Annotated in this window: 19 protein-coding genes; 16 read left to right on the forward strand and 3 right to left on the reverse strand. The window is 63.2% G+C overall.

The features are described 5' to 3' along the window. The first annotated feature begins 41 nt into the window (after window positions 1-41). The 11 genes from K8M09_RS17855 to K8M09_RS17905 all read left to right on the forward strand — a co-directional run bounded on the left by K8M09_RS17855 (window position 42) and on the right by K8M09_RS17905 (window position 12,599). Window positions 42-1,055: an efflux RND transporter periplasmic adaptor subunit gene (locus tag K8M09_RS17855; RefSeq protein WP_206366713.1), complete on the forward strand. Its 1,014-nt coding sequence runs from the start codon at window positions 42-44 to the stop codon at window positions 1,053-1,055. Beyond that, window positions 1,052-4,252, forward strand: a complete 3,201-nt coding sequence (locus K8M09_RS17860; protein ID WP_160787989.1) for an efflux RND transporter permease subunit — start codon at window positions 1,052-1,054, stop codon at window positions 4,250-4,252. Before K8M09_RS17855 ends, K8M09_RS17860 begins: the two co-directional genes overlap by 4 nt. 120 nt (window positions 4,253-4,372) lie before the next feature. Continuing rightward, window positions 4,373-4,936: a TetR/AcrR family transcriptional regulator gene (locus tag K8M09_RS17865; RefSeq protein WP_425376507.1), complete on the forward strand. Its 564-nt coding sequence runs from the start codon at window positions 4,373-4,375 to the stop codon at window positions 4,934-4,936. Window positions 4,937-5,054: 118 nt separating this feature from the next. Further along, the gene (locus tag K8M09_RS17870; RefSeq protein WP_160787988.1) at window positions 5,055-6,248 is read left to right on the forward strand and encodes an efflux RND transporter periplasmic adaptor subunit; all 1,194 of its coding nucleotides are present in this window, start codon (window positions 5,055-5,057) and stop codon (window positions 6,246-6,248) included. Continuing rightward, window positions 6,245-7,447 (forward strand): ABC transporter permease, encoded by a 1,203-nt coding sequence (locus K8M09_RS17875; RefSeq protein WP_023513024.1) that lies wholly within the window; start codon window positions 6,245-6,247, stop codon window positions 7,445-7,447. The genes K8M09_RS17870 and K8M09_RS17875 overlap by 4 nt, the downstream gene beginning before the upstream one ends. 1 nt (window position 7,448) lies before the next feature. Continuing rightward, window positions 7,449-8,165 (forward strand): ABC transporter ATP-binding protein, encoded by a 717-nt coding sequence (locus K8M09_RS17880; protein ID WP_024271190.1) that lies wholly within the window; start codon window positions 7,449-7,451, stop codon window positions 8,163-8,165. Window positions 8,166-8,304: 139 nt separating this feature from the next. After that, window positions 8,305-8,622 (forward strand): PepSY domain-containing protein, encoded by a 318-nt coding sequence (locus K8M09_RS17885; RefSeq protein WP_023513022.1) that lies wholly within the window; start codon window positions 8,305-8,307, stop codon window positions 8,620-8,622. A 306-nt stretch (window positions 8,623-8,928) separates the two neighbouring features. Further along, window positions 8,929-9,624 carry a VIT1/CCC1 transporter family protein gene (locus tag K8M09_RS17890; protein ID WP_023513021.1) on the forward strand — a complete coding sequence of 232 codons (696 nt, stop codon included), beginning with the start codon at window positions 8,929-8,931 and terminating at the stop codon, window positions 9,622-9,624. Window positions 9,625-9,626: 2 nt separating this feature from the next. Next, window positions 9,627-11,606: a heavy metal translocating P-type ATPase gene (locus tag K8M09_RS17895; protein ID WP_023513020.1), complete on the forward strand. Its 1,980-nt coding sequence runs from the start codon at window positions 9,627-9,629 to the stop codon at window positions 11,604-11,606. 316 nt (window positions 11,607-11,922) lie between these two features. Then, window positions 11,923-12,324, forward strand: coding sequence for a hypothetical protein (locus K8M09_RS17900; RefSeq protein WP_050746437.1), 402 nt, complete (start codon window positions 11,923-11,925; stop codon window positions 12,322-12,324). A gap of 35 nt (window positions 12,325-12,359) precedes the next feature. Next, on the forward strand, window positions 12,360-12,599 hold the full coding sequence (locus tag K8M09_RS17905; RefSeq protein ID WP_023513018.1) for a YdcH family protein: 240 nt from the start codon (window positions 12,360-12,362) through the stop codon (window positions 12,597-12,599). A 158-nt stretch (window positions 12,600-12,757) separates the two neighbouring features. On the opposite strand, the gene K8M09_RS17910 is transcribed toward K8M09_RS17905, so the two are convergent. Genes K8M09_RS17910 through K8M09_RS17920 form a run of 3 tightly spaced genes read right to left on the reverse strand, consistent with a single transcriptional unit; the run spans window position 12,758 to window position 16,052 of the window. Next, window positions 12,758-14,023 carry an MgtC/SapB family protein gene (locus K8M09_RS17910; RefSeq protein WP_023513017.1) on the reverse strand — a complete coding sequence of 422 codons (1,266 nt, stop codon included), beginning with the start codon at window positions 14,021-14,023 and terminating at the stop codon, window positions 12,758-12,760. A gap of 44 nt (window positions 14,024-14,067) precedes the next feature. After that, window positions 14,068-15,396, reverse strand: a complete 1,329-nt coding sequence (locus tag K8M09_RS17915) for an ATP-binding protein (RefSeq protein ID WP_035219798.1) — start codon at window positions 15,394-15,396, stop codon at window positions 14,068-14,070. Then, a complete protein-coding gene (locus tag K8M09_RS17920) occupies window positions 15,393-16,052 on the reverse strand; it encodes a response regulator transcription factor (protein WP_024271189.1) in 660 nt (219 codons plus the stop codon). The genes K8M09_RS17915 and K8M09_RS17920 overlap by 4 nt, the downstream gene beginning before the upstream one ends. Window positions 16,053-16,156: 104 nt before the next feature. Here K8M09_RS17920 and K8M09_RS17925 point away from each other — a divergent pair, with 104 nt between their 5' ends. From K8M09_RS17925 to K8M09_RS17945, 5 genes are all read left to right on the forward strand, one after another. After that, complete coding sequence (locus tag K8M09_RS17925) at window positions 16,157-16,594, forward strand: PepSY domain-containing protein (RefSeq protein WP_023513014.1); 438 nt, start codon at window positions 16,157-16,159, stop codon at window positions 16,592-16,594. 54 nt (window positions 16,595-16,648) lie between these two features. Continuing rightward, window positions 16,649-17,164, forward strand: coding sequence for a cytochrome b (locus tag K8M09_RS17930; RefSeq protein ID WP_023513013.1), 516 nt, complete (start codon window positions 16,649-16,651; stop codon window positions 17,162-17,164). 268 nt (window positions 17,165-17,432) lie between these two features. Then, entirely contained in the window at window positions 17,433-17,900 is a 468-nt protein-coding gene (locus K8M09_RS17935; protein ID WP_023513012.1) for a DUF2271 domain-containing protein, read from the forward strand. A 12-nt stretch (window positions 17,901-17,912) separates the two neighbouring features. After that, on the forward strand, window positions 17,913-20,120 hold the full coding sequence (locus K8M09_RS17940; RefSeq protein ID WP_160788088.1) for a PepSY domain-containing protein: 2,208 nt from the start codon (window positions 17,913-17,915) through the stop codon (window positions 20,118-20,120). After that, window positions 20,101-21,123, forward strand: coding sequence for an FAD:protein FMN transferase (locus tag K8M09_RS17945; RefSeq protein WP_160788089.1), 1,023 nt, complete (start codon window positions 20,101-20,103; stop codon window positions 21,121-21,123). The genes K8M09_RS17940 and K8M09_RS17945 overlap by 20 nt, the downstream gene beginning before the upstream one ends. Window positions 21,124-21,138 lie beyond the last annotated feature (15 nt).

The following is a 21,138-nucleotide window of genomic DNA, read 5'->3' on the forward strand; positions in this document are numbered from 1 at the left end:
CGTCGCGTGGAACGCCGGTCTTCTTTGGAAGCAATCCCTTCATGTATCGTCCGACCCCTTACCCTCGCGCGGCAATGCTCGCCCTGCTCGTGGCTTTTACGAGCCATGGCGCATACGCAGCCGACTTCATCGTGAAAACGACGACTGTTCCGAACATGAAGGCTGTGTTCGGGCAGGTCGAGAGCCGTATCGTGCTGCCGGCGCGGGTTCGCACCGGCGGCTCGGTGCGCGAACTGCGCGTCAGCCAGGGGGACGAGGTCAAGGAAGGCGACGCCATCGCTGTCATCGTCGATGACAAGCTCTCGCTCCAACTCGACGCCGCCCAGGCCAAAATCGATGCTCTCAGTTCCCAACTCGACAATACCAAATTGCAACTCGAGCGGGCGCAGCAATTGAGGGCAAGCGGCGCCGGTACGCAAGCCAGCCTCGATCAGGCCAGAATGCAGTTCGAGGTGGCGACCAATCAGGTGGTGGCGGCTCGGGCCGACAAGACCGTTATCGAACAAAGCACTCGGGAAGGCAGCGTTGTCGCGCCTGCCACAGGCCGTGTCCTGACCGTGCCGGTGACGCTCGGCTCGGTCGTCCTGCCGGGCGAGGAGATCGCGCGCATTGCTCCCGGCCCCTACTATCTGCGTCTTTCTCTGCCGGAGCGCCATGCGGCCGATATCGTGCAGGGAGCAAATGTCACAGTCGGCGAGCGCGGCCTGAAACGGTCGCCGGATCAATCCGAAACGAGGCTTCCGGGTCGGATCGTCAAGGTCTACCCAGAAATCGTCGATGGACGTGTCACCGCCGATGTCGAGGTCGCCGGCATCGGCGATTATTTCGTCAATGAGAGGACCCTCGTATCGATCCCGGTGGGCAAGCGCTCCGTGCTTGCTGTGCCGCCGGAAGCGGTGCGGACGCTGCATGGGATCGACTACGTACGTGTCGCTGGAATAGGGGGCGCGATCGATGTGGCTGTCATCATCGGCGAGCGTTTCGAAGATAACGGCCAGCCCCGCATCGAAATCCTCACCGGCCTTCATGACGGCGATCGGATCGTGCTGCCATGACGCCGCCAAGACTTAATCTCGGTCTGGCCGGTGGCTTGACCCGTGCCTTCATCGGCTCGCCGCTAACGCCGCTCTTCTTGCTGGCCGCCTTCGTCCTGGGGCTGGTTGCACTGGTATCGTTGCCGCGCGAGGAGGAGCCGCAGATCTCGGTGCCGATGGTCGATATCCGCGTACAGGCAAACGGCTTGAAGACCGAGGATGCGGTCAAGCTCGTAACCGAACCGCTCGAGACCATCGTCAAAGCGATCGACGGCGTCGAACACGTCTATTCCCAGACCGAGGATGATGGTGCGCTCGTCACGGCGCGGTTTAAGGTCGGCACCAATGCCGATGCCGCGATCCTGCGGGTGCATGAGAAGGTCCGGGCGAACATGGACCGCATCCCCGTCGGCATTCCCGATCCGCTGATCGTAGGACGCGGGATCGACGATGTGGCGATCGTCGTCGTTACGCTGCGGCCAACACAGAAGAGCGCCGGGCACTGGACCGCCAACGGGCTGACAAGGCTGGCGCGCGAGCTGCAGGTCGAGGTCGCCAAGCTGCCTGATATCGGCCTCACCTATATCGCTGGCGAGCAGCCCGAGCAGTTCGAGGTCGAGCCAGATCCGGAAAAGCTCTCGCTCTATGGCATCACCCTTCAGCAACTCGCCGCCAAGATCGAGGGGGCAAACCGTTCCTTCCGCGTCGGCACGGTGCGCGAAGGCGGCCAGCAGCGCGCGATTGTTGCCGGGCAGACGCTGCAGGAGCTCTCCGAAATTGGCAACATCCTTCTCACCGCGCGCGACGGCAGGCCCGTCTATGTGCGCGATGTCGCAAAAACGGTCCTTGCCACCTCGCCGGCGGAGGCCCGTGTCACCGATGTCCGTTCGACAGCAGATGGGCTGCAAAGGGTTCCGGCGGTTTCTCTTGCGATCGCCAAGAGGCCAGGCACCAATGCCGTGGTCATTGCCGATGATATCGTAAAGCGTCTGGAGCAGACCCGCGGCCAGATCTTTCCGAAGGATGTCGAGATGACGGTCACGCGCGATTACGGCGAGACCGCCAACGAGAAGGCGAACGAGCTCCTGTTCCATCTTGGGCTCGCAACCGTCTCGATCGTCTTCCTGGTCGCCATTGCCATCGGCTTGCGCGAGGCGATGGTGGTCGCGGTCGTCATTCCGATCACCATCCTGCTCACGCTCTTCGCGTCCTGGCTCATGGGCTATACGCTGAACCGTGTCAGCCTGTTCGCCCTGATCTTTTCGATCGGCATCCTGGTCGACGACGCCATCGTCGTCATCGAGAACATCGCCCGCCACTGGGCCATGCAGGACGGCCGATCGCGCAGCGCGGCCGCTGTCGACGCCGTTGCCGAGGTCGGCAACCCGACCATCGTCGCCACGCTGACCGTCGTGGCTGCGCTCCTTCCGATGTTGTTCGTGTCGGGGATGATGGGACCCTATATGAGCCCGATCCCGGCGAACGCCTCGGCAGCGATGCTGTTCTCTTTCTTCGTCGCGGTGATCCTTACGCCCTGGCTGATGATGAAGCTCGGCCGGAAGGAGGCAGTGCGCGGACACGCTCATGCCGCGGCCGATGGAGGGCGTCTCGGCAGAATTTACGCGATGGTCGCGCGGCCTGTCCTGCGGAGCCGCGCCCGGGCCTGGGCGTTCCTGCTGGTCGTCGGCATGGCCACGATCGCGTCGCTTGGCCTTCTCTACACCAAGCACGTCACCGTCAAGCTGCTGCCCTTCGACAACAAGACCAACCTTCAAGTGATCGTCGACCTGCCCAAGGGCTCTTCGGTCGAGGATACGGACCGGACATTGCAGCAAATGGTGGAGCGGCTGGGCGACATGCCGGAGATCGTATCCTTCCAGACCTATGCCGGAACAGCGTCACCTTTCGACTTCAATGGATTGGTGCGGCACTATTATCTGCGCGCCGAACCGCAGCAGGGCGATATCGTCGTCAACCTTCTGCCCAAAGGCTCGCGCGGCCGCGCGAGCCATGCGATCGCCCTTGATATTCGCAAGCGCCTCGAGGGCCTTGCGCTGCCGCAGGGAACAGTGGCGAAAGTGGTGGAACCGCCGCCTGGCCCGCCTGTGCTGGGGACGCTGCTGGCTGAGATATACGGACCGGACGCCGAGACGCGCCGTGCCGTCGCCGGAAAGGTTCGCGAGGCCTTCAAGAGCGTGCCCTTCATCGTCGACGTCGACGACAGCTACCACAATCAGCCGCAGCGTATGCGTGTCGCGATCGACCAGGACAATCTCGATTATTATCGGGTCGAGCAGTCCGACGTCTATGACACGTTGCGTTATCTCTATGGCGGCACCACGGTCGGCTATTCGCATCGCGGCGGCGGCCGTCAGCCGATCCCGATCCGCATCGCCCTGCCGAAGGGTGAGAAGGTGATCGACGAACGCGCGCTCACCACGCCGGTCCCGGCCAACGCGCTGCCGGCGGGCCTTGGTGTCGTCGAACTCGGCGACGTCGTGTCGGTCTCCGAGCAGCCGGCATCGTATCCTGTCTTCCGGCACAATGGCCGGGCGGCGGAGATGGTCATGGCAGAGCTTGCCGGCGCTTACGAAGCGCCGATCTACGGCATGCTCGCCGTGAACGATGCGATTTCCAAGGCGGATTGGGGCAATGTTCCGAAGCCGGTGATCGCGCTCCACGGTCAGCCCGATGACGAAACCCGCCCGATCCTGCTCTGGGATGGCGAGTGGGAGGTGACTTGGGTTACTTTCCGCGACATGGGCGCGGCGTTCATGGTGGCGATCCTCGGCATCTATATCCTTGTGGTCGCGCAGTTCGGCTCGTTCAAGCTTCCGCTGGTCATCCTGACGCCGATCCCGCTCACCTTCATCGGCATCATGCTCGGGCATTGGCTGTTCGCGGCGCCGTTCACGGCAACCTCGATGATCGGGTTCATCGCGCTTGCCGGCATCATCGTGCGCAATTCGATCCTGCTGGTGGATTTCATCCGCCATTCCGGGGGGCAGGGCAGGCCAATGGTCGATGTACTGCTTGAGGCCGGCTCCGTCCGCTTCAAGCCGATCCTGCTGACCGCGCTCGCCGCGATGATCGGCGCGGGCGTGATCCTGACCGACCCGATTTTCCAGGGGCTCGCCATCGCGCTGCTGTTCGGTCTCGTCTCCTCGACGCTTCTCACGGTGCTCGTCATTCCGGCGATCTATGTGGCGCTGAAATGATCGGCGCTTGCATAGCCTCTTGAAAAATGGTCTAAATTGTAAGATAGTAATTAATTACTATCTTTGGGGTAACCGCTGATGCCGCGCTCGACCAACCTCTCAGCTCCGGAACGACGCAGGGTGACCGTCGAGACCGTCATCGATCTGGCGGCCGAACAAAACCCTGCGGACATTACGACCGGAGCGATCGCGCAGCGCATGGGTGTGACACAAGGCGCCTTGTTCAGGCACTTCCCATCGAAGGACGCCATTCTTCAGGCGGTTATGGAGTGGGTAGCGGAGCGCCTTCTGGCGCGCATCGACAAGGCCACGTCCGCGACGTCCTCTCCGATTGACGCACTGGAAGCGGCATTCTTCGCGCATATCGAGTTCATCATGGAACATCCCGGTGTGCCCAGGATGCTGTTCGGCGAACTGCAGCGCGCGGAGCAGACCCTTGCCAAGCGAATGGCGCATACTTTGATCCAACGCTACGGCGAGCGTCTCGGGCGGCTCATCGCGGACGGCAAGGAGCAGGGTGAATTCGCCGACACGCTGGATGACAAGGCCGCCGTAGCGCTCTTCATCGGGGCGATCCAGGGTCTTGTCATGCAATCCCTGCTAGTTGGCGATGTTGCGCAGATACGTGCAATCGCCCCAGGTGTTTTTGCGTTGTATCGGCGCGCTGTCGAGGTGCCGAGATGATCGATCGGCATTCCTCGGCGACGAAATCTCCCGTTCGCTCGATCAAGACGACGCCAGCGAGGCGCGTCACCCCCATCGCAGATCATTCAATGACGCAGATTTGCCTGGAGGCAGGTCGATGAAACTGCCTTCAATGCAGCGCCGCACACTGTTGCTCATTGGCGTTGGAGCTGTGACCGCGGCCTTGTTTGGCTATGTGGTCCTGCGCTCCGGCCCTCTCGCGCCGGTGTCCGTTACGACTGCCGTCGTCGAGGCCCGTTCGATTTCACCGGCGTTGTTCGGCATTGGCACTGTCGAAGCGCGTTTCTCCTACAAGATCGGCCCCACCAGCGCGGGACGTATCGGCAGGATTCTTGTTGATGTGGGTGATCAGGTTCGATCCGGCCAGACCCTGGCCGAAATGGACCCGGTAGACCTTGATGCCCGCATCGCGGCACTTGAAGCGGCGATCGGCCGAGCGGAAGCGTCGATCAAAGTCGCCGAAGCGCAGGTGGTCGATACCAGGACGCGCAAGGATTACGCACTTGCTCAGGCGAAGCGGTATGAAGAACTCTGGAAGACCCGCGCCGTGAGTGAGGTCGCAGTCGAAACGAAGCGGCAAGAGAGCGAGGTGGCGCAGGCCGCTCTCTCGGCCGCTCAGTCCAATCTTCTCGCTTCGCAGCAGGATCTCCATCGTAACCGCGCCGACCGTGACGGTCTGGTCAAGCAGCGGGAGAACCTGGTTCTGCTTGCGCCGGTAGACGGTGTCGTTTCCGCAAGAAAAGCAGAACCGGGAACGACCGTGGTCGCAGGCCAATCGGTCGTGGAAATGATTGATCCAAAAAATCTCTGGATCAATGCCAGGTTCGATCAGATTGCCGCCACGGGCTTGCGGCAGGATTTGCCCGCCACGATCGCGCTGCGCTCACGCGCCGGCGAGGGATTACCGGGAAGCGTTGCGCGGGTGGAAGTCCTTGCGGATGCGGTGACGGAAGAAAATCTTGCAAAGGTGAACTTCGACACGCTTCCCGTGCCGCTGCCCTCAATTGGCGAGTTGGCCGAAGTATCGGTCGCCCTGCCCGAGATCGCCGCCTCGCCGACCATTCCGAATGCCGCGGTCCAGAACCTCGGCGGCAAGTTGGGTGTCTGGAAGATCGAAGGTGGGAAGATCCGGTTTACGGTTGTCCAACTGGGGGCTGCCGACCTGGAAGGAACCGTGCAGATCACGAAGGGTCTGAAAATTGGCGACGAGATTGTCGTCTACAGCGCCTCGAAATTGCTCAGCACGAGCCGCATTCGTGTCGCTGACAATCCGGCGGAGCTCCTCAAATGATCAGTCTTGCCGGACGCGACATTTTGCATTCCTGGGGGAAGTTTGTCTTCACGGGTGTCGGTCTGGGTCTGCTGATCGGTGTGACCTTCACCATGGCAGGCGTCTATCGGGGGATGGTCGATGACGGCAAGGTGCTGCTCGACAATAGTGGCGCCGATATGTGGGTTGTCCAGCAGAACACGCTCGGTCCATACGCCGAGTCCTCGAGCATCAACGATGACATTTACCGCATGATCCTGGCGATCCCCGGTGTCGAGCGAGCCGCCAACGTGACTTATCTTACAATGCAGGTCCGCAAAGGAACCTCCGACGTGCGATCCATGGTGGTGGGCGTTGCGCCAGGGGACATGGCGACACCTGGCCGACCGCCCTTCCTTGTCGCCGGGCGGCACATCACGCGCAGCCACTACGAGGCGGTTGCCGATGTCGCCACTGGTTTTTCTCTGGGAGACAGGATCGTTGTCCGAAGGAACCATTTTACCGTTGTGGGTTTGACGCGACGGACGGTGTCGTCGGGCGGCGACCCGATGGTCTTCATCCCGCTGAAGGACGCGCAGGAAGCGCAATTCCTCAAGGACAACGACTCCATTGTCCGTCAGCGCCGGCGCACTAGCGAGAATCCCGAGTTCAATCGGCCGGGCGTTCCCGGCTTGCTGGACGCCATCATCGCCTCGCAAAACAGCAACCCTTATGTAAACGCCGTTCTGGTGCGCACCAAACCGGGATACGACCAGGACCGGATCGCGACAGACATCGCGAGGTGGAAGCGACTGACGGTCTACACCCGCCCGCAGATGGAGGAGATTCTGGTCGGTAAGCTGATCGCCACCTCGGCCAAGCAGATCGGCATGTTCCTCGCGATCCTGGCCGTTGTCAGCGCAGCGATCGTCGCCTTCATCATCTACACACTGACAATGGACAAGATACGCGAGATCGCTGTGCTGAAGCTGATCGGTACCCGCAATCGCACGATCGCATCCATGATCCTGCAGCAGGCAATCGTGCTCGGGCTGATCGGCTTCGTCGTTGGCAAGATCACGGCGACCTTTGCAGCGCCGTTGTTTCCGAAATTCGTCCTTCTTCTTTCCGCCGATACGATCATCGGCGTTATCGTTGTCATCGCCATATGCGCGCTCGCCAGCATCGTCGCGATCCGGATGGCGTTGAAGGTCGACCCCGCCGAGGCGATCGGTGGCTGAGATGGGCGGCGGGATACTGATCGAGAAAATCCGCAAGCGATATGGCAGCGGCTCCACCGCCGTTGATGCCCTCAAAGACGTCAATATGCGGGTCGCGCCCGGCGAGGTCGTCGGTTTGATTGGACCGTCGGGTTCTGGGAAGAGTACCTTACTCAAAGCTCTGGGGGCGGTCATCGACCCGAGCGGTGGGCGGATGACCCTTGGTGACGAGCTGATCTATGACGATGGATGGAAGATCCGCGATCTGCGTGCGTTGAGGCGCGACAAGATCGGTTTTGTCTTCCAGGCGCCTTACCTCATTCCCTTTTTGGACGTGACCGACAATGTCGCCCTGCTTCCCATGCTTGCCGGCATCCCAAATCATGAATCACGCCAACGCGCGCGAGAGCTTCTAAAAGCACTCGATGTCGAGCACCGAGCCGATGCGATGCCATCGCAGCTCTCCGGCGGCGAGCAACAGCGCGTTGCCATCGCGCGCGGATTGGTCAACCGGCCGCCTGTCATTCTTGCCGACGAGCCGACCGCCCCGCTCGACAGTGTGCGCGCGTTGACCGTGATCCGGATCCTAAACGACATGGCCGTGAAATTCGGAACGGCGATCATCGTCGTCACGCACGACGAAAAGATCATCCCCACCTTCAGGCGCATCTACCACATCCGCGACGGGGTCACCCACGAAGAAGCAGGCGAAGGGCGCGGCTTCGAAACGGGCCCGTGAGAACGATTATCTTTCCGCTGCAACGATGGCGGTGTTTGCTGACCGGAAGCTGACGGCAATTTCTGCCGATCTTCAGTAGCCCGTCAGTCCCTCTGTGCATGATTTCCTCCATCGACAACACAGCCCAGGAGAAGAAATCATGAGAAAGACATTGGCAGTGCTTGCATTGCTCGCGGTGCTTCCGGCAACGGCTGCGTTTGCTGGAGAGGCGTGCGACGTTCCGCCTCAGAAGAGGCAATCCTTCGAAGCTCTCGGGAAGCTTGCGGGCGACTTCGGATGGACCATCGACAAGATGAAGATCGACGATGGCTGCTACGAACTTCGGGTCACTGACACCAGCGGGAACGTCCTCAAGGTGAAGATCGATCCCGCAACGCTCGAGGTCGTCGATGGCAGCGTCAAGCGCTTCGGCGATGGCAGTACCATCGGTACGTCGCCGGAGACGGAATTGGACTAGCGATGGTTGCCTTGCGAGTAGGCTTAGCCTCGAAGCTGTCTATCTGTGGGTGACACCGGGTCGTCCGGCGGGCGAGCGATCTTGGTCTTGATCGCAGACCTGCCGGGATCCGGTGATCGCCCAATGGCCGTAGACCGTGTGGTTGGCTAGTGAGGTTCCAAAGGCCGGTTGTATCTTGAATTAGTCCTTTAGTTAGAATAATTCTAAACTGAACATTTTTCTGCGTTTTCCTTCCATCACGGAATGAGGTTGCGTCGACGCAGCATCATCCCGCTGCACACACAATCACTGCTCGGAGCACCATTCATGCGCGCCCTTCACAAGGAAAATCATCTCATCGAACGGATAGGCTGGCTTCGGGCGGCTGTACTGGGTGCCAATGACGGGTTGATCTCGACGTCGAGCCTGATCGTCGGTGTCGCCGCGGCGACCAACGCCTCGCATGAGATCCTTGTTGCCGGTGTTGCCGGTCTGGTGGCCGGGGCGATGTCGATGGCGGCGGGCGAATATGTGTCGGTCAGTTCGCAGGCCGATACCGAGGAAGCCGACATGGCGCGGGAACGGCACGAGCTGGCGACGCAGCCGGAGGCCGAGTTGGCCGAACTCGCGGCAATCTACGAGCAGCGCGGCGTGGCCCCAGAGCTGGCCCGGCAGGTCGCCGAACAGATGATGGCGAAGGATGCCTTCGAAGCCCATGCGCGGGATGAACTCGGATTGGCGAGCCATGTGATGGCAAGACCGGTTCAAGCTGCGCTGACCTCGGCGGTCACGTTTGCGGCGGGTGCGGCTTTGCCGTTGATCGTCGCCCTGCTTGCGCCGGCCGGAACGGCTGCATGGACCGTGTCCCTTGCTTGCCTCATCGGTCTTGCCATCCTCGGCGCAATCGGGGCACGGGCGGGCGGCGCCAGCATCTGGAAACCGACTATCCGGGTGGTGTTCTGGGGCGCTGTCGCGATGGCCTCGACCGCATTGATCGGCTCCGTGATCGGCCGGGCGGTGTGACGATGAAACGTCTGTCGCTCGATTTCCAGACCGTCATGTCGGCAATTGCGGTCCTCGGGATGATGCTGGCCGTCGCCGGGACCTGGCCGCCGGCGGAAGGCCTTTCCATTCTAAGATCTCCCGGTCTGGCGATGGTCTATTTGGCCGGAGGGCTTCCCGCCACCTGGAGCGCCCTGACGGCGTTGTGGCGCGATCATATCCTCGACATCGATCTTCTGATGGTCGTCGCGGCCGTGGCGGCGGCGATCGTCGGGGCGCCGTTCGAAGGCGCGGTGTTGCTGACGTTGTTCAGCGTGTCGACCACGCTTGAGCACCAGGCATTGGGACGCGCGCGCAGGGCTGTTGAGGCGCTCATGGCGCTCCGGCCGGAGACGGCTTTCCGCAAAGGAGAGGACGGGACCACGGTGGAGGTTCCTGCTGCGGAGCTTGCCGTCGGCGATGTGGTGGTGCTGCGTCCGGGCGCACGCGTGCCGACCGACGGTGTGATCCTGCATGGCCGTGGCGGAATCGACGAAGCCAATATCACCGGTGAGTCGATGCCGGTCTCCAAGGAACCGGGCGAGCAGGTTTTCGAGGCGACCGTCAATCTTGACGGGGTCCTTGACGTGACCGTCACCAGGACGGTCGGCGACAGCACGATCGCGCGCATGATCCAGCTCGTCACCGAGGCGCAGGAAGCGAAGGCGCCGTCCGAGCGCTTCAGCGCGTGGTTCGGCCAGCGTTATACGGTCGGTGTCCTGCTGGGCTCCGCTCTGGCCCTTGCGGTCTTCTATTGGCTTGGCCGCGACTGGGAACAGGCCCTCTACAAGGCCGCGACACTCCTGGTCGCCGCCAGTCCCTGCGCGATCGTCATCTCAGTCCCGGCAGCGATCCTGTCGGCGCTCTCCGCCGCGGCGCGAGGCGGCGTGCTGTTCAAGGGGGGCGGTGCGCTCGAAACGCTCGCCGCTGTCGATACCTTCGCGTTCGACAAGACCGGGACCCTGACCAATGGACGTGCAGAGGTTACGCGCATTGTCGCCCTGGATGGTGAGGATCGCCGTTTCCTTTCGCTCCTTGCCGGGCTGGAAGCGCATTCCGAGCATCACATCGCTGCCGCCATCCGTCGTGAGGCCCTGGTTCATGGCGTTGAGCCGGTGGCGGTCGTGGACGTTACGTCGCATCCGAGCGCCGGCATCGTCGGCTACGATTCCTTCGGCCCGATATGGGCCGGCAACGCTCACCTCGTCGAGGACATGGGCGCCTCCGTCGATGATCCGGCGTTCCGTGAACTCGCCGACAGTTCTCAGACCGTGGTCTATCTTGGGCGCGGTGCGACCGTTCTGGGGGCGGTCAGTGTTGCGGACGAAGCAAGAGCCAGCTCAGCCCCGGCGCTGGCCGCGCTTCGCGCCGGTGGCGTCAACCGCATCGTGATGATGACCGGCGACCGCAGGCCGGTGGCCTTGCGCATCGGTACGGAACTTGGCCTTGCGCCCGGCGAGGTTCATGCCGAGATGCTGCCGCAGGACAAGGTGCTCCAGGTCGGCGACCTCGCGCGTGATGGCAAGGTCGCTTTCGTCGGCGATGGCGTCAACGATGCCGCCGCATTGGCTCGCGCCGACGTCGGCATCGCCATGGGCGCGGCGGGGTCGGACGTCGCACTGCAGGCCGCCGACGTCGCCCTGCTGTCGGAAGACATGAAGAAGCTGGCCGATGCGCACCGGCTTGCACGGCGGACGGCCGTCATCATCCGACAGAATCTCGTCCTCGCGATCGGCGCCATGCTGGTACTTGTGACCGGCGGCCTGTTCTTCGACCTGCCGCTTCCGCTCGCGGTGATCGGACACGAAGGCGGCACCGTTCTGGTCGTGCTGAATGGCCTACGCCTCCTGTCGGACCGAATCCGCGCCACCGACGGCTATCTTCACCATTCTCGTCAATATGAGTTCCAGGATCAAACGGGCAGCACGTCCGGATCGCGGGCGACCTCGCCCACCACACCATGATTGGACCCAGTGCTGATTGGGCGGCAGCCGGACCTTCCCTGTCCTAAAAACCGCAAAGGGACACCGATGCTGACTTTGACATCGCTCGGCGCGCCACCGCATCCTTATCGACTGCGGGCTGTTCCAGGGGCTCAAGAACCTGCGCGAGCTTAACTGGGAGAAGCTTCCGGTTCAGCCTGCGGCGATCGGCGCGGTCATCCTGACGCAGGCCCATCTCGACCGTTCCGGATAGTCGCCGGCATCGGATAACACATGCCTCGTCTCACTTGCGCCAGATCAAGAACGTTCCTTTGCCAATGGTGTATCAGGGGGGGAAATGAAGGATCGGATCGTGGTCAAGGCACAAGAACTACCCTCAAGTTTCCACCACGTGCGGTTGGTTCTCGCTCGCGGCAAAGACCATCCGGAGGGAGATCGGGAAGAAGGCTATGATCTTCTGGTTCCGCTCAACCACGAAGGATTCCTTGATCCGCTGGAATGGAAGAAATCTCGCGACGCCTGTCGCGTCCGATATTTTCGGGACGGTAAGACGGCCCGCATCGGGCTGTTGCGGCGCAAGCCCGGCGGGCAGTGGTATTTCGATTACGAGCTGGGTGATCGGGACGACGAGATCGGTTTCCGCCTGGGCGAGGAGTGCTTCCGTCTTGGCGAATACATCTCGGTCGGGCGGGAAGGCGCGTTTGTCACCTATCAGGTCGCGCGCGTCGAAAAGCCCTGACGCCGGGGCGAAATTGCAGAAAAGGAGAAAGAACCTTGTCGAATACACCTCACACTCTTGGCGACGAATTCCCAGACCAGATGGACGCCATTCATGCCCTGAAGGCGAAAAGCCCGGAGTTTGCGCATGTTTTGACGGAATATGACGCGGTGAACGACAAGATTCATCGGTCCGAGACACGTCTCGACGCCATTTCCGAAGCAGCCGAGGCCGATCTGCGCCGCCAGCGGCTGATGTTAAAAGACAAGATCGTGGCATCGCTCCGCAACGCGTGAGGGGACTGCGAGGCCGGGTTTTGCTGCCCCGCTTGCATTACCCGATTTCGGGGAGATCAGCGACACCACTCTCCCCGAAACCATCGCTTACAGCCGACCAGACCGACCCATCAAGGCCCGAGTGTGGCCGCATGCCCGGCCGCGATCTCCCCCTCAATTCACGAACGGCCAAGATACAGAGACGCTGCCATGCCGGCCGCAAGGCCGAGCACGCTAAGGGCGCTGACGGGCCCGCCGATCCTTGAGCCTCCGACCCATGCCGCCATCACGGCTTTGACAAGTGTATTCATGGCCACGGCGATCAGGATCGCATCTGCCGCAAGACCGGGCTCGATCGAATGCGACGCCAGGCGGGCCATGGAGATCGAAATCGCATCCACATCGGCGATGCCCGAAGCGGCGGCGGTCACCAGAACGCCCGCATTCCCGAACGACTGCTGAAGCAGATGCGACACCACCATGACCACGGTGATGAGTGTCCCCATTTTCAGGGCAGGCGCCAATTCCAGCGGGTTGGTGATCGTAAGTTCCGGCTGTTCGGAGGAGCCGCGACTTTGTAGCAGCAGGAGCCCGGCGCCGATGGCGAGCACGCCACCGCCGATGAGCAATGGCCATTTGAGATGCGGAAGCAAGCTTGGGTTCAAGGCCGTTGCCACGACTGCAACGCGGATGATCATGGTCAAGCCGGAAAGAAGCACGCCACAGGAAAGCAGCGTGCTGGACTCGGGGTGCCGGCGGGCAAGCCTTGCCAGCGTCAAGGTCGTCGCTGTCGAAGAGGCGAGCCCGCCCGCGATCGCCGTCATCAGGACGCCAAGCCGGTCCCCGAACACGCGGACGGCGACGTAGCCGGCGAAGGAGACCGCGGCGATCAGGATGGTCAGCAACCAGATCTCATATGGATTGACGGTGCCCCAGGGATCGACCGGCCTGTTCGGCAGGATCGGCAGCATGAGAAAGGTCATTGCCAGAAGCGTCAGGCCCGACCGGATCTCATTCCAGCTCAGCGACGCGACCCAACGATGCAACGGCTCGCGCAGGGCAAGCAGCACAGCCGTGGCAACAGCCCCGGCGATGGCGGCTGCAAGGTCGCCGACGACGGCAAGCGTTCCCAGCAGGAACGTGGCTATGCCGGCGACGACGGATGTCGCGCTGTAATTTCGCTCGGCCCGCGCTTCGAGCCAGTGGTAGGAGGCGAATGCCGCGGTGAACCCGAGGAAAACAAGACCGATCACGAGGCCAGAGTCGAACTGCCGGGCCAGGGCGCCGGTAATGCCGCCGGTGAGACCGGTCAGCGCGAACGTTCGTAGACCTGCCGCGCGCAGATGGTCTTCCTCGTTGCGGGTACGCCATCCACGCTCCAGGCCGATCAGCAGACCGATCGAAAGCGATACCGCAAGGCGGCTGAGCAGGGCGTCAGTGTCCATGGTCTCCCGAGTTGCCTTTCAGCATCTGGCGTCGATGTCGATGATCATTTGTCTATGAAGAACCTTGCCTCAAACCCGTCAATCCTGCCGCTTGCGGGAGATTGGAGTTCTATCCGTCCATTTGTTCCGGCAGCAATGGTCCGGGCGATGGCGAGCCCCAGGCCGGCCCCCCGCACCAGAGCCTGACCGCGCTCGAAGGGCTCGCTCAGCCGCGCAAGCACTGCGGAAGGCACGACCGGGCCGGCGTTCGTGACGCGCAGACAGCCGTCTGCCGACAAGGTGACGGCGACCGGTTCGTCCCGCACGCCATGCTTGAGGGCGTTTTCGATCAGGTTCCGGGCCAGGATGGCGAAGGCGTCGGCGTCGATGCTTGCGAATACCGGCGCGTCTGGCAGTGTCAGGTCGATGCGCCCTGCAGTCTCGGCCTGCCCGTCGAATTCGCTCACAACCATCCGCAGGATGGCGCCGATCTCGACCGGCGCCTCGGCGAGAAGGCGTCCGCCCTCGGCTCTCGCCAGTTGCATGAGTTTCTCGGTGAGGCGGGAAAGGCGCCGCAAGGCGGTCTGCATATCCTCGGCGCGCTCGCGCGTGGCGTCGTCCGGCGCTTGCGCGATCATGCGCTGCGCCTGCGCCAGTGCAGCAGCCACCGGTGTCCGCAGCTCATGGGCCGATTTGGCCGCCAGGCTGCGCTCGGCCTGCAAGGTACGCGTCAATCGGTCCAGGAGGTGGTTGACCGCTTTGGCGACGGGGCCGATCTCCGAGGGCAGGTCCTCCGCGTCGATGGGTGTCAAATCACCGCCGCCGCGCGCCTCGATCTGCGAGCGGAAGGTCCGAACCGGGGTCATGGACAGCCGGACAATGACCCAGATGCCGATCAAGCCGAGCGGGACAATGACGGCCAGCGGCAGGCTCAGCCCGAGCAACAGTCGCCCGGCGGTCATCCGGCGATGCGACAGGGGCTCCGCGATGGTGATGGTCAGATTCTGCTGGAGGGTCGCGTCGGAGTAGAGGCGGTGCGTCGGCGTCGTGGCAAAGCCCATTCCGGAAAACGGCGGGAATGCCGCGAGATCGGCGCTGTGCGATCGCAGCAGAACCTTGCCCGCGGCATCGCGCACGACATAGGTGAAATACTCGTCGTGCTGGCGGAGCGTGGCAACGCGCTGTTCGGTGTCGTCGGCATCGCGGCCGATGATCTCGATCGCCGCAAGCGGCAGGATGCGTTGCGCCGTCTCTTCGAGGGCGCTGTCGAACACCTCGTCCATTTCGTGGCGCAGCATCTGCGCGGTCACGACCGCGGCAAGTGCCCATAACACCGTTAGCCCTAGCCCCAGCCATAGCGAGAGCCGCCATTGCAGGCTCCTGGGCCGCTTCATCTTGCCGTTCCAAGACGATACCCGATGCCCCGCACCGTATCGATCGCGCCGTGGCCGAGCTTCTTGCGCAGTCTGCTGACGTGAACCTCGATCGTATTGCTCTCGACCTCTGCGCCGAATGCATAGAGCCGATCTTCGAGCTGCGCCTTGGTCATCGCGATGCCGGGCCGCTGCAGAAATGCTTCGAACAGCGCCCATTCGCGACCGGTAAGCTCAACAGGGCGCGCGCCGTGCATCACGGTCCGGGCGGCGAGATCGATGCGCAGGTCGCCGATCTCGATGAGAGGATTCGGGTTGCCGCTGTATCGCCGCGCCACCGCATTCAGCCGCGAGGAGAGTTCCGACAGATCGAACGGCTTGATCATGTAGTCGTCGGCGCCGGCATCGAGGCCCGCGATGCGGTCGGAGATCTGGTCGAGCGCCGTCAGGATGATGACCGGCGTCACGCTGCCCTCGGCTCGAAGCTTTTTGAGAAAGGCGATGCCCAATCCGTCCGGGAGCATCAGATCGAGCAGGATGAGATCGTATGCCGCGCTTTGGAGATGTTCGCGCGCCGCATCGAGCCGTGTCACCCAGTCCACCGAGTGGAGGGCGGCAACCTGCTCGCGCACGGCCTTTCCGAGGATAGCATCGTCTTCGATCAGTAGAACTCTCATCCCAGGGTCACCCGTCTCGCCATCCTCCTGCCTAGCGTCCGATGCTGTCGGTTTGCTGAAGACCGCCCCATCGCTGCTTCAGGCGTTCGTCAGGAGAGCGTGCCATGGTTCCCCCCGAAAGCGCGTTGATCAGGAACAATGAAACGATGAAACATTTGCTGGCCGCGATCCTCGTTCTGGCGTTTTCCGGTCCCGGTATCGCCAAGGCTGACGACGACGATTGCCATGTCTCGATGGATCGATGGAAGCCGCGGGAAGCGGTCGAAACAATGGCCGCCAGTCAAGGCTGGACCGTTGCCAGGATCAAGATCGATGACGGCTGTTACGAAATCCGGGGAACCGACCGGAATGGCCTGGCTTTCAAGGCCAAGGTCGATCCGGAAACCCTCGAAATCGTCAAGTTCCGGCACAGGGATCGCGATGACGACCGTCACGGATCGAGGCGTCAGCGGCCGCCAGCCTCGCAGAACGACACCGTAGGCGGAACATCCTCCAACACCCTGCTCGGGACGACCGTGCGGCCCAAGACCACCATCAAGTAGCAATCCCATCTCGCTATCGCTCAAGCGCTGCGACCGTCGCAAGGAGATCCCGCCATGCCTCATGATCCGGCCCGTTATTCCAGAAGCATGATCGTCATCCACTGGCTGACAGCCCTGCTGATCCTCGGGGCCTGGCTGACCTCGACGGGAGGCCGTCATATGGCCGAAAACCCGCCCTTGCTGCATTTCTCGTTCGGGTTGGCCGTGCTCGTCCTGGTGCTTCCGCGCTTGATCCTGCGCCTTGCGGGCGGAACCCCGGACGCGCCGCAGTCCAATGGCCGTCTCGCCCTTGCCGTCAAAGCCGGACATGTGCTGTTGTATCTGTTCCTCATTGCCCTGCCGTTGAGCGGTTGGTACGCGGCGTCGCGCCTCGGTGTTCCCGTTTCTTTCTTCGGCTTCCAGCTTCCGGCGATCACCGAGCGGGTGCAGGGCGCACCGGGCCTGATCGCGGACATTCATGAGAATGCCGGCACGATCATCCTCTACCTTGCCGGACTGCATGCCGCGATGGCGGTCTGGCACCAGTACGTCCTGCGCGACGGGACGTTGCAGCGGATGTCTCCGCGCTAACGCAGCGGCAGCCAGCCACGCGCCTGAGCGGAGCGTGGCTGGCTGCCGTCTTGTTCAGTCCCCGGAGCTTTCGCGGCTGGCCTGCCGACAGGCCGGTCGCTCCTGCATCTGCTGCGGACCTGACCGTGTCCGATGTTTCCTGACGAAGTGCTGACGGAAAATCCCGATGGCCGTCAGGCAGCCCTCAGGCGGCTTCGCCACAGTGACGAGGACGGGTCGGCGCTCTGCGACGACCCGGACACCGTTTCCTCGCAGAAGGCAAGCCGACATGAAATCGCTTCTCGCAGCTCTCGCCATGACAACCGCCCTCACGTTCCCTGGCCTCGCCATGGCCCGGCCGGTGACATTGACCACAACGCTGACCAACTATGGCGGCGACGGCGCCTATCTCGCGCTCTACGTCACCGATCCCCAGGGCAAATATGCCGGCACGCTCTGGGTCGCTGGCGGCAAGTCCAAATATTACGAGCATCTATCGGGCTGGTATCGCGCCACTGGCGGCCGCGCCGGTATCGACGGCATTACCGGCGCTAGCGTCGGTGCGGGGCGCACGCTGGAGATCTCGCTCGACCTTGCCGATGCGCTTTTCGACGCAGGTTACACGCTGCATGTCGACGCAGCCGTGGAGGACATGCGTGACAGCCCCAACGAGGTCGCCGTTCCCCTGACCACTGCGGGCACGAAGACGACCGTTCGCGGTCGACGCTACGTCTCGACCGTTGCCTACTCCTTCTAGGCGGTGGACGACATGATCCGTGTCATCCATCGCTGGCCAGGCCTTCTGGCCGCTCTTTTTCTGCTGGTCTTGAGCCTTAGCGGTGCAGCACTCTCGCTGTTTCCCGCCGCCGAACGGTTGTCCGCCCCGCAGGCCGAGGCAGGGCTTTCCGTCGGGACGCTGGCCGGACGTATCCTCGCCATCCACCCTCAAATAGAACAGATACGTCGCGCGCCCTCCGGCAAGATCACCGCCTACTGGTTTGAGGGTGGGGCGCCTCAGGCCGCCATCATCGATCCCGCAACAGGGCTGGGTGTCGCCTCCAGCGATCCGAATGCCGTCGAGCAGTGGCTTACCGGTCTGCACCGGTCGCTCTTTCTCGGTGACGGCGGGCGTATCGCAGCGGCAGTGGGCGCTGCCGCCATGCTGGTCTTGGCTGTGTCCGGCACTATGCTCGTCGCCCGCAGGGCCGGCGGCTGGCGGCGATGGTTCGCGCCGATACGCGGGCCGCTCGCCGGAAGATTGCATGTCGAGATCGCGCGCGTCGCCGTCGCAGGCCTCGTCTTGTCCTCGGCCACCGCATTGTGGATGACGGCGTCGACATTCGATCTCCTTCCCGACGCGGCCACATCTCCCGTCGCCCACATCGAGGCGAGCGGCCGGACCGGCATGGCCGCATCGCATATGGATCTGCTGAAACGGACACCGGTCACCGAACTGCGCAGCCTGGCGTTTCCCGATCCGGCCGATGCGACGGATGTCTTCACGCTGAAGACGGATCGCGGCACGGGCTATCTGGATCAGGGCACCGGCGTGCTGCTGGCTTGGAGCGACCTGACCGGATGGCAGCGTCTCTCGGAGACTATCTATATGCTGCATACCGGTCGAGGCGCGGCCACCTTGGGCCTCGTGCTCGGCATGATGGCGCTCGGCGTGCCGGCGATGGCGGGCACCGGCCTCATCCTGTGGCTGGCGGGTCGGCGCGGGCGGCCACGGATTCACGGCAATGTAACGGCTGGACGTGCGGAAACGATCCTGCTTGTCGGCAGCGAGAGCGGCAGCACATGGAGCTTCGCTGCGACACTGCACGCCGCGCTGACGAAGCTCGGGCAGGCGGTTCACACCGCGCCGATGTCGTCATTCGATCCTGAACGCTACCGGCATGCCCGGCGCGTTCTCATTCTTGCGGCAACCTATGGCGATGGCGATGCGCCCGCTTCGGCGCGGGGGTTTCTCGATCGCCTGCAAACCCTGCCGGTAGAGCCAACCATTCCGATCGCCGTGCTCGGCTTCGGTGACCGCAGCTTCCCGGCCTACTGCGCTTTTGCCCAGGTCGTTGCGAGGGCCGCCGAGGCGCGAGGGTGGAGCACGCTCATCCCATACGAAACCGTCGACCGGCAGTCGCCGCAGGATTTTGCCCGTTGGGGACGATCGCTGGGCGAGGCAATAGGGATCGGGCTGGAGCTTGTCCATCGGCCAGCCTTGCTGGCGGCCTCCCCATTGACCCTCGTTTCGCGACGCGAATACGGCGCGGAGGTGCAAGCTCCGACAGTGATCCTGCGGTTCGTGCTGCCCAAAGTCCGGTTCTGGCATCGGTTGGCCGGGCGTGGCTTCGGTCGATATTCGGCAGGCGATCTTCTCGGCGTGCTGCCCGAGGGCTCGTCCGTTCCACGGTTCTACTCGCTGGCTTCGGGACGGCGCGATGGCTTCATCGAGATCGTCGTGAAGAAGCATCCGGCGGGGCTCTGTTCCGGGCAGCTCTTCAATCTGGAGCCAGGATGTGCCGTTCGCGCATTCATCCGAACCAATCCCGGCTTCCATGCCGGCAGGAGCAGGATACCGTTGATCCTGATCGGAGCTGGAACAGGGATAGGGCCGCTGGCGGGCTTCGTGCGCGCCAATGCGCGTCGCCGTCCGATCCACCTGTTCTTCGGAATGCGTCATCCTGCCAGCGATTTCCTCTACAAGGACGAACTGACGCGCTGGCATCGCGAAGGGCGCCTTCACCGGCTCGTCGGGGCCTGCTCGCGCGGGCGGATGCCGCGCTATGTCCAGCACGCTCTTCTTGAGGATGCCGCCCAGATCGCAGCCCTGATCCGCAGCGGCGCGCGCATCATGGTCTGTGGTGGGCGGGATATGGCCGTCGGCGTTTCGGCGGCGCTTGCCGAGATTCTCGCGCCGGTAGGGTTGACGCCGGCCCTGCTCAAGGCGGAGGGACGCTATGTCGAAGACGTCTACTGATCCGATGAGGCACGCGCTCAACGGACCGACCATGGGAACGCGCTGGTCCGCGCTGTTCTACACGGAGGCAGGGTTCGATCCGGAGCCGGTTCGACACGCTCTTCAGGCGGAAATGGACGAGGTGGACGCGCAGATGTCCACCTGGAAGCCCGACAGCGCTCTGATGAGGTTGAACGCCGGTCCCGTCGGCGACTGGATCGATGTGCCGGCGCGTCTGGCAGACGTTCTGCATCTTGCGCTCGAAATCGGCCGTGCGTCGGGCGGAGCTTTCGATATCGGCGTGGGCGATGCGGTCGTTGCCTGGGGTTTTGGCCCGCAAGCGGCCGACCGGGCCCTGATCCGGAAGGCACTCGCGACATCGCGCCAACCCGCCCATGTGGCGCTCGAGCTCGATCCTGTTCGCGCGGCGGTGCGCAAGCGCGCGCCGATCACGATCGACCTCAACGGCATTGCCAAGGGATATGGCGTCGACCGGCTGGTCGCGATCCTCGGGCGCTTCGGCATAATTTCCGGCCTCGTGGGAATTGACGGCGAGATGAGGGCGCTCGGTCTGCGCCCCGATGGTGAACCGTGGAACATTGCCGTAGAAGGTCCCGACGCGGCCCGTCGAGCGCCGCACTCCGTCCTCGCCTTGCAGGAGGCTGCGGTCGCCACCTCTGGCGATTACCGGCATTGGACTGTCGTGAACGGTCGCCGTCTCTCGCACACCATGAATCCGCGCCGCGGTGCGCCGCTACTGTCGTCGCCCGCTTCGGTCACGGTCGTCGCGCGAACCTGCGCTGAAGCCGATGCCTGGGCGACCGCGTTGACGGTTCTCGGTCCGACGTCCGGGACCGAGCTTGCCCAGCACCTTGGCCTAGACGTGCTGTTTCTTCTGCGAGACGCCTCGGGCGGAGTCCGGCCGATAGCGACAGGACCTCTTTTTTCGGCAGGCCGGGAGACCTGTCGAAGGGTTCCTGAGGTTTATGGGCAAAGTTTGAAGCAATCGCACAATTCGGACTGACAGGACCGGAAAATG

It is taken from the genome of Shinella zoogloeoides (genome assembly GCF_020883495.1).
In the GTDB taxonomy this organism is placed as follows: Bacteria; Pseudomonadota; Alphaproteobacteria; order Rhizobiales; family Rhizobiaceae; genus Shinella; species Shinella zoogloeoides.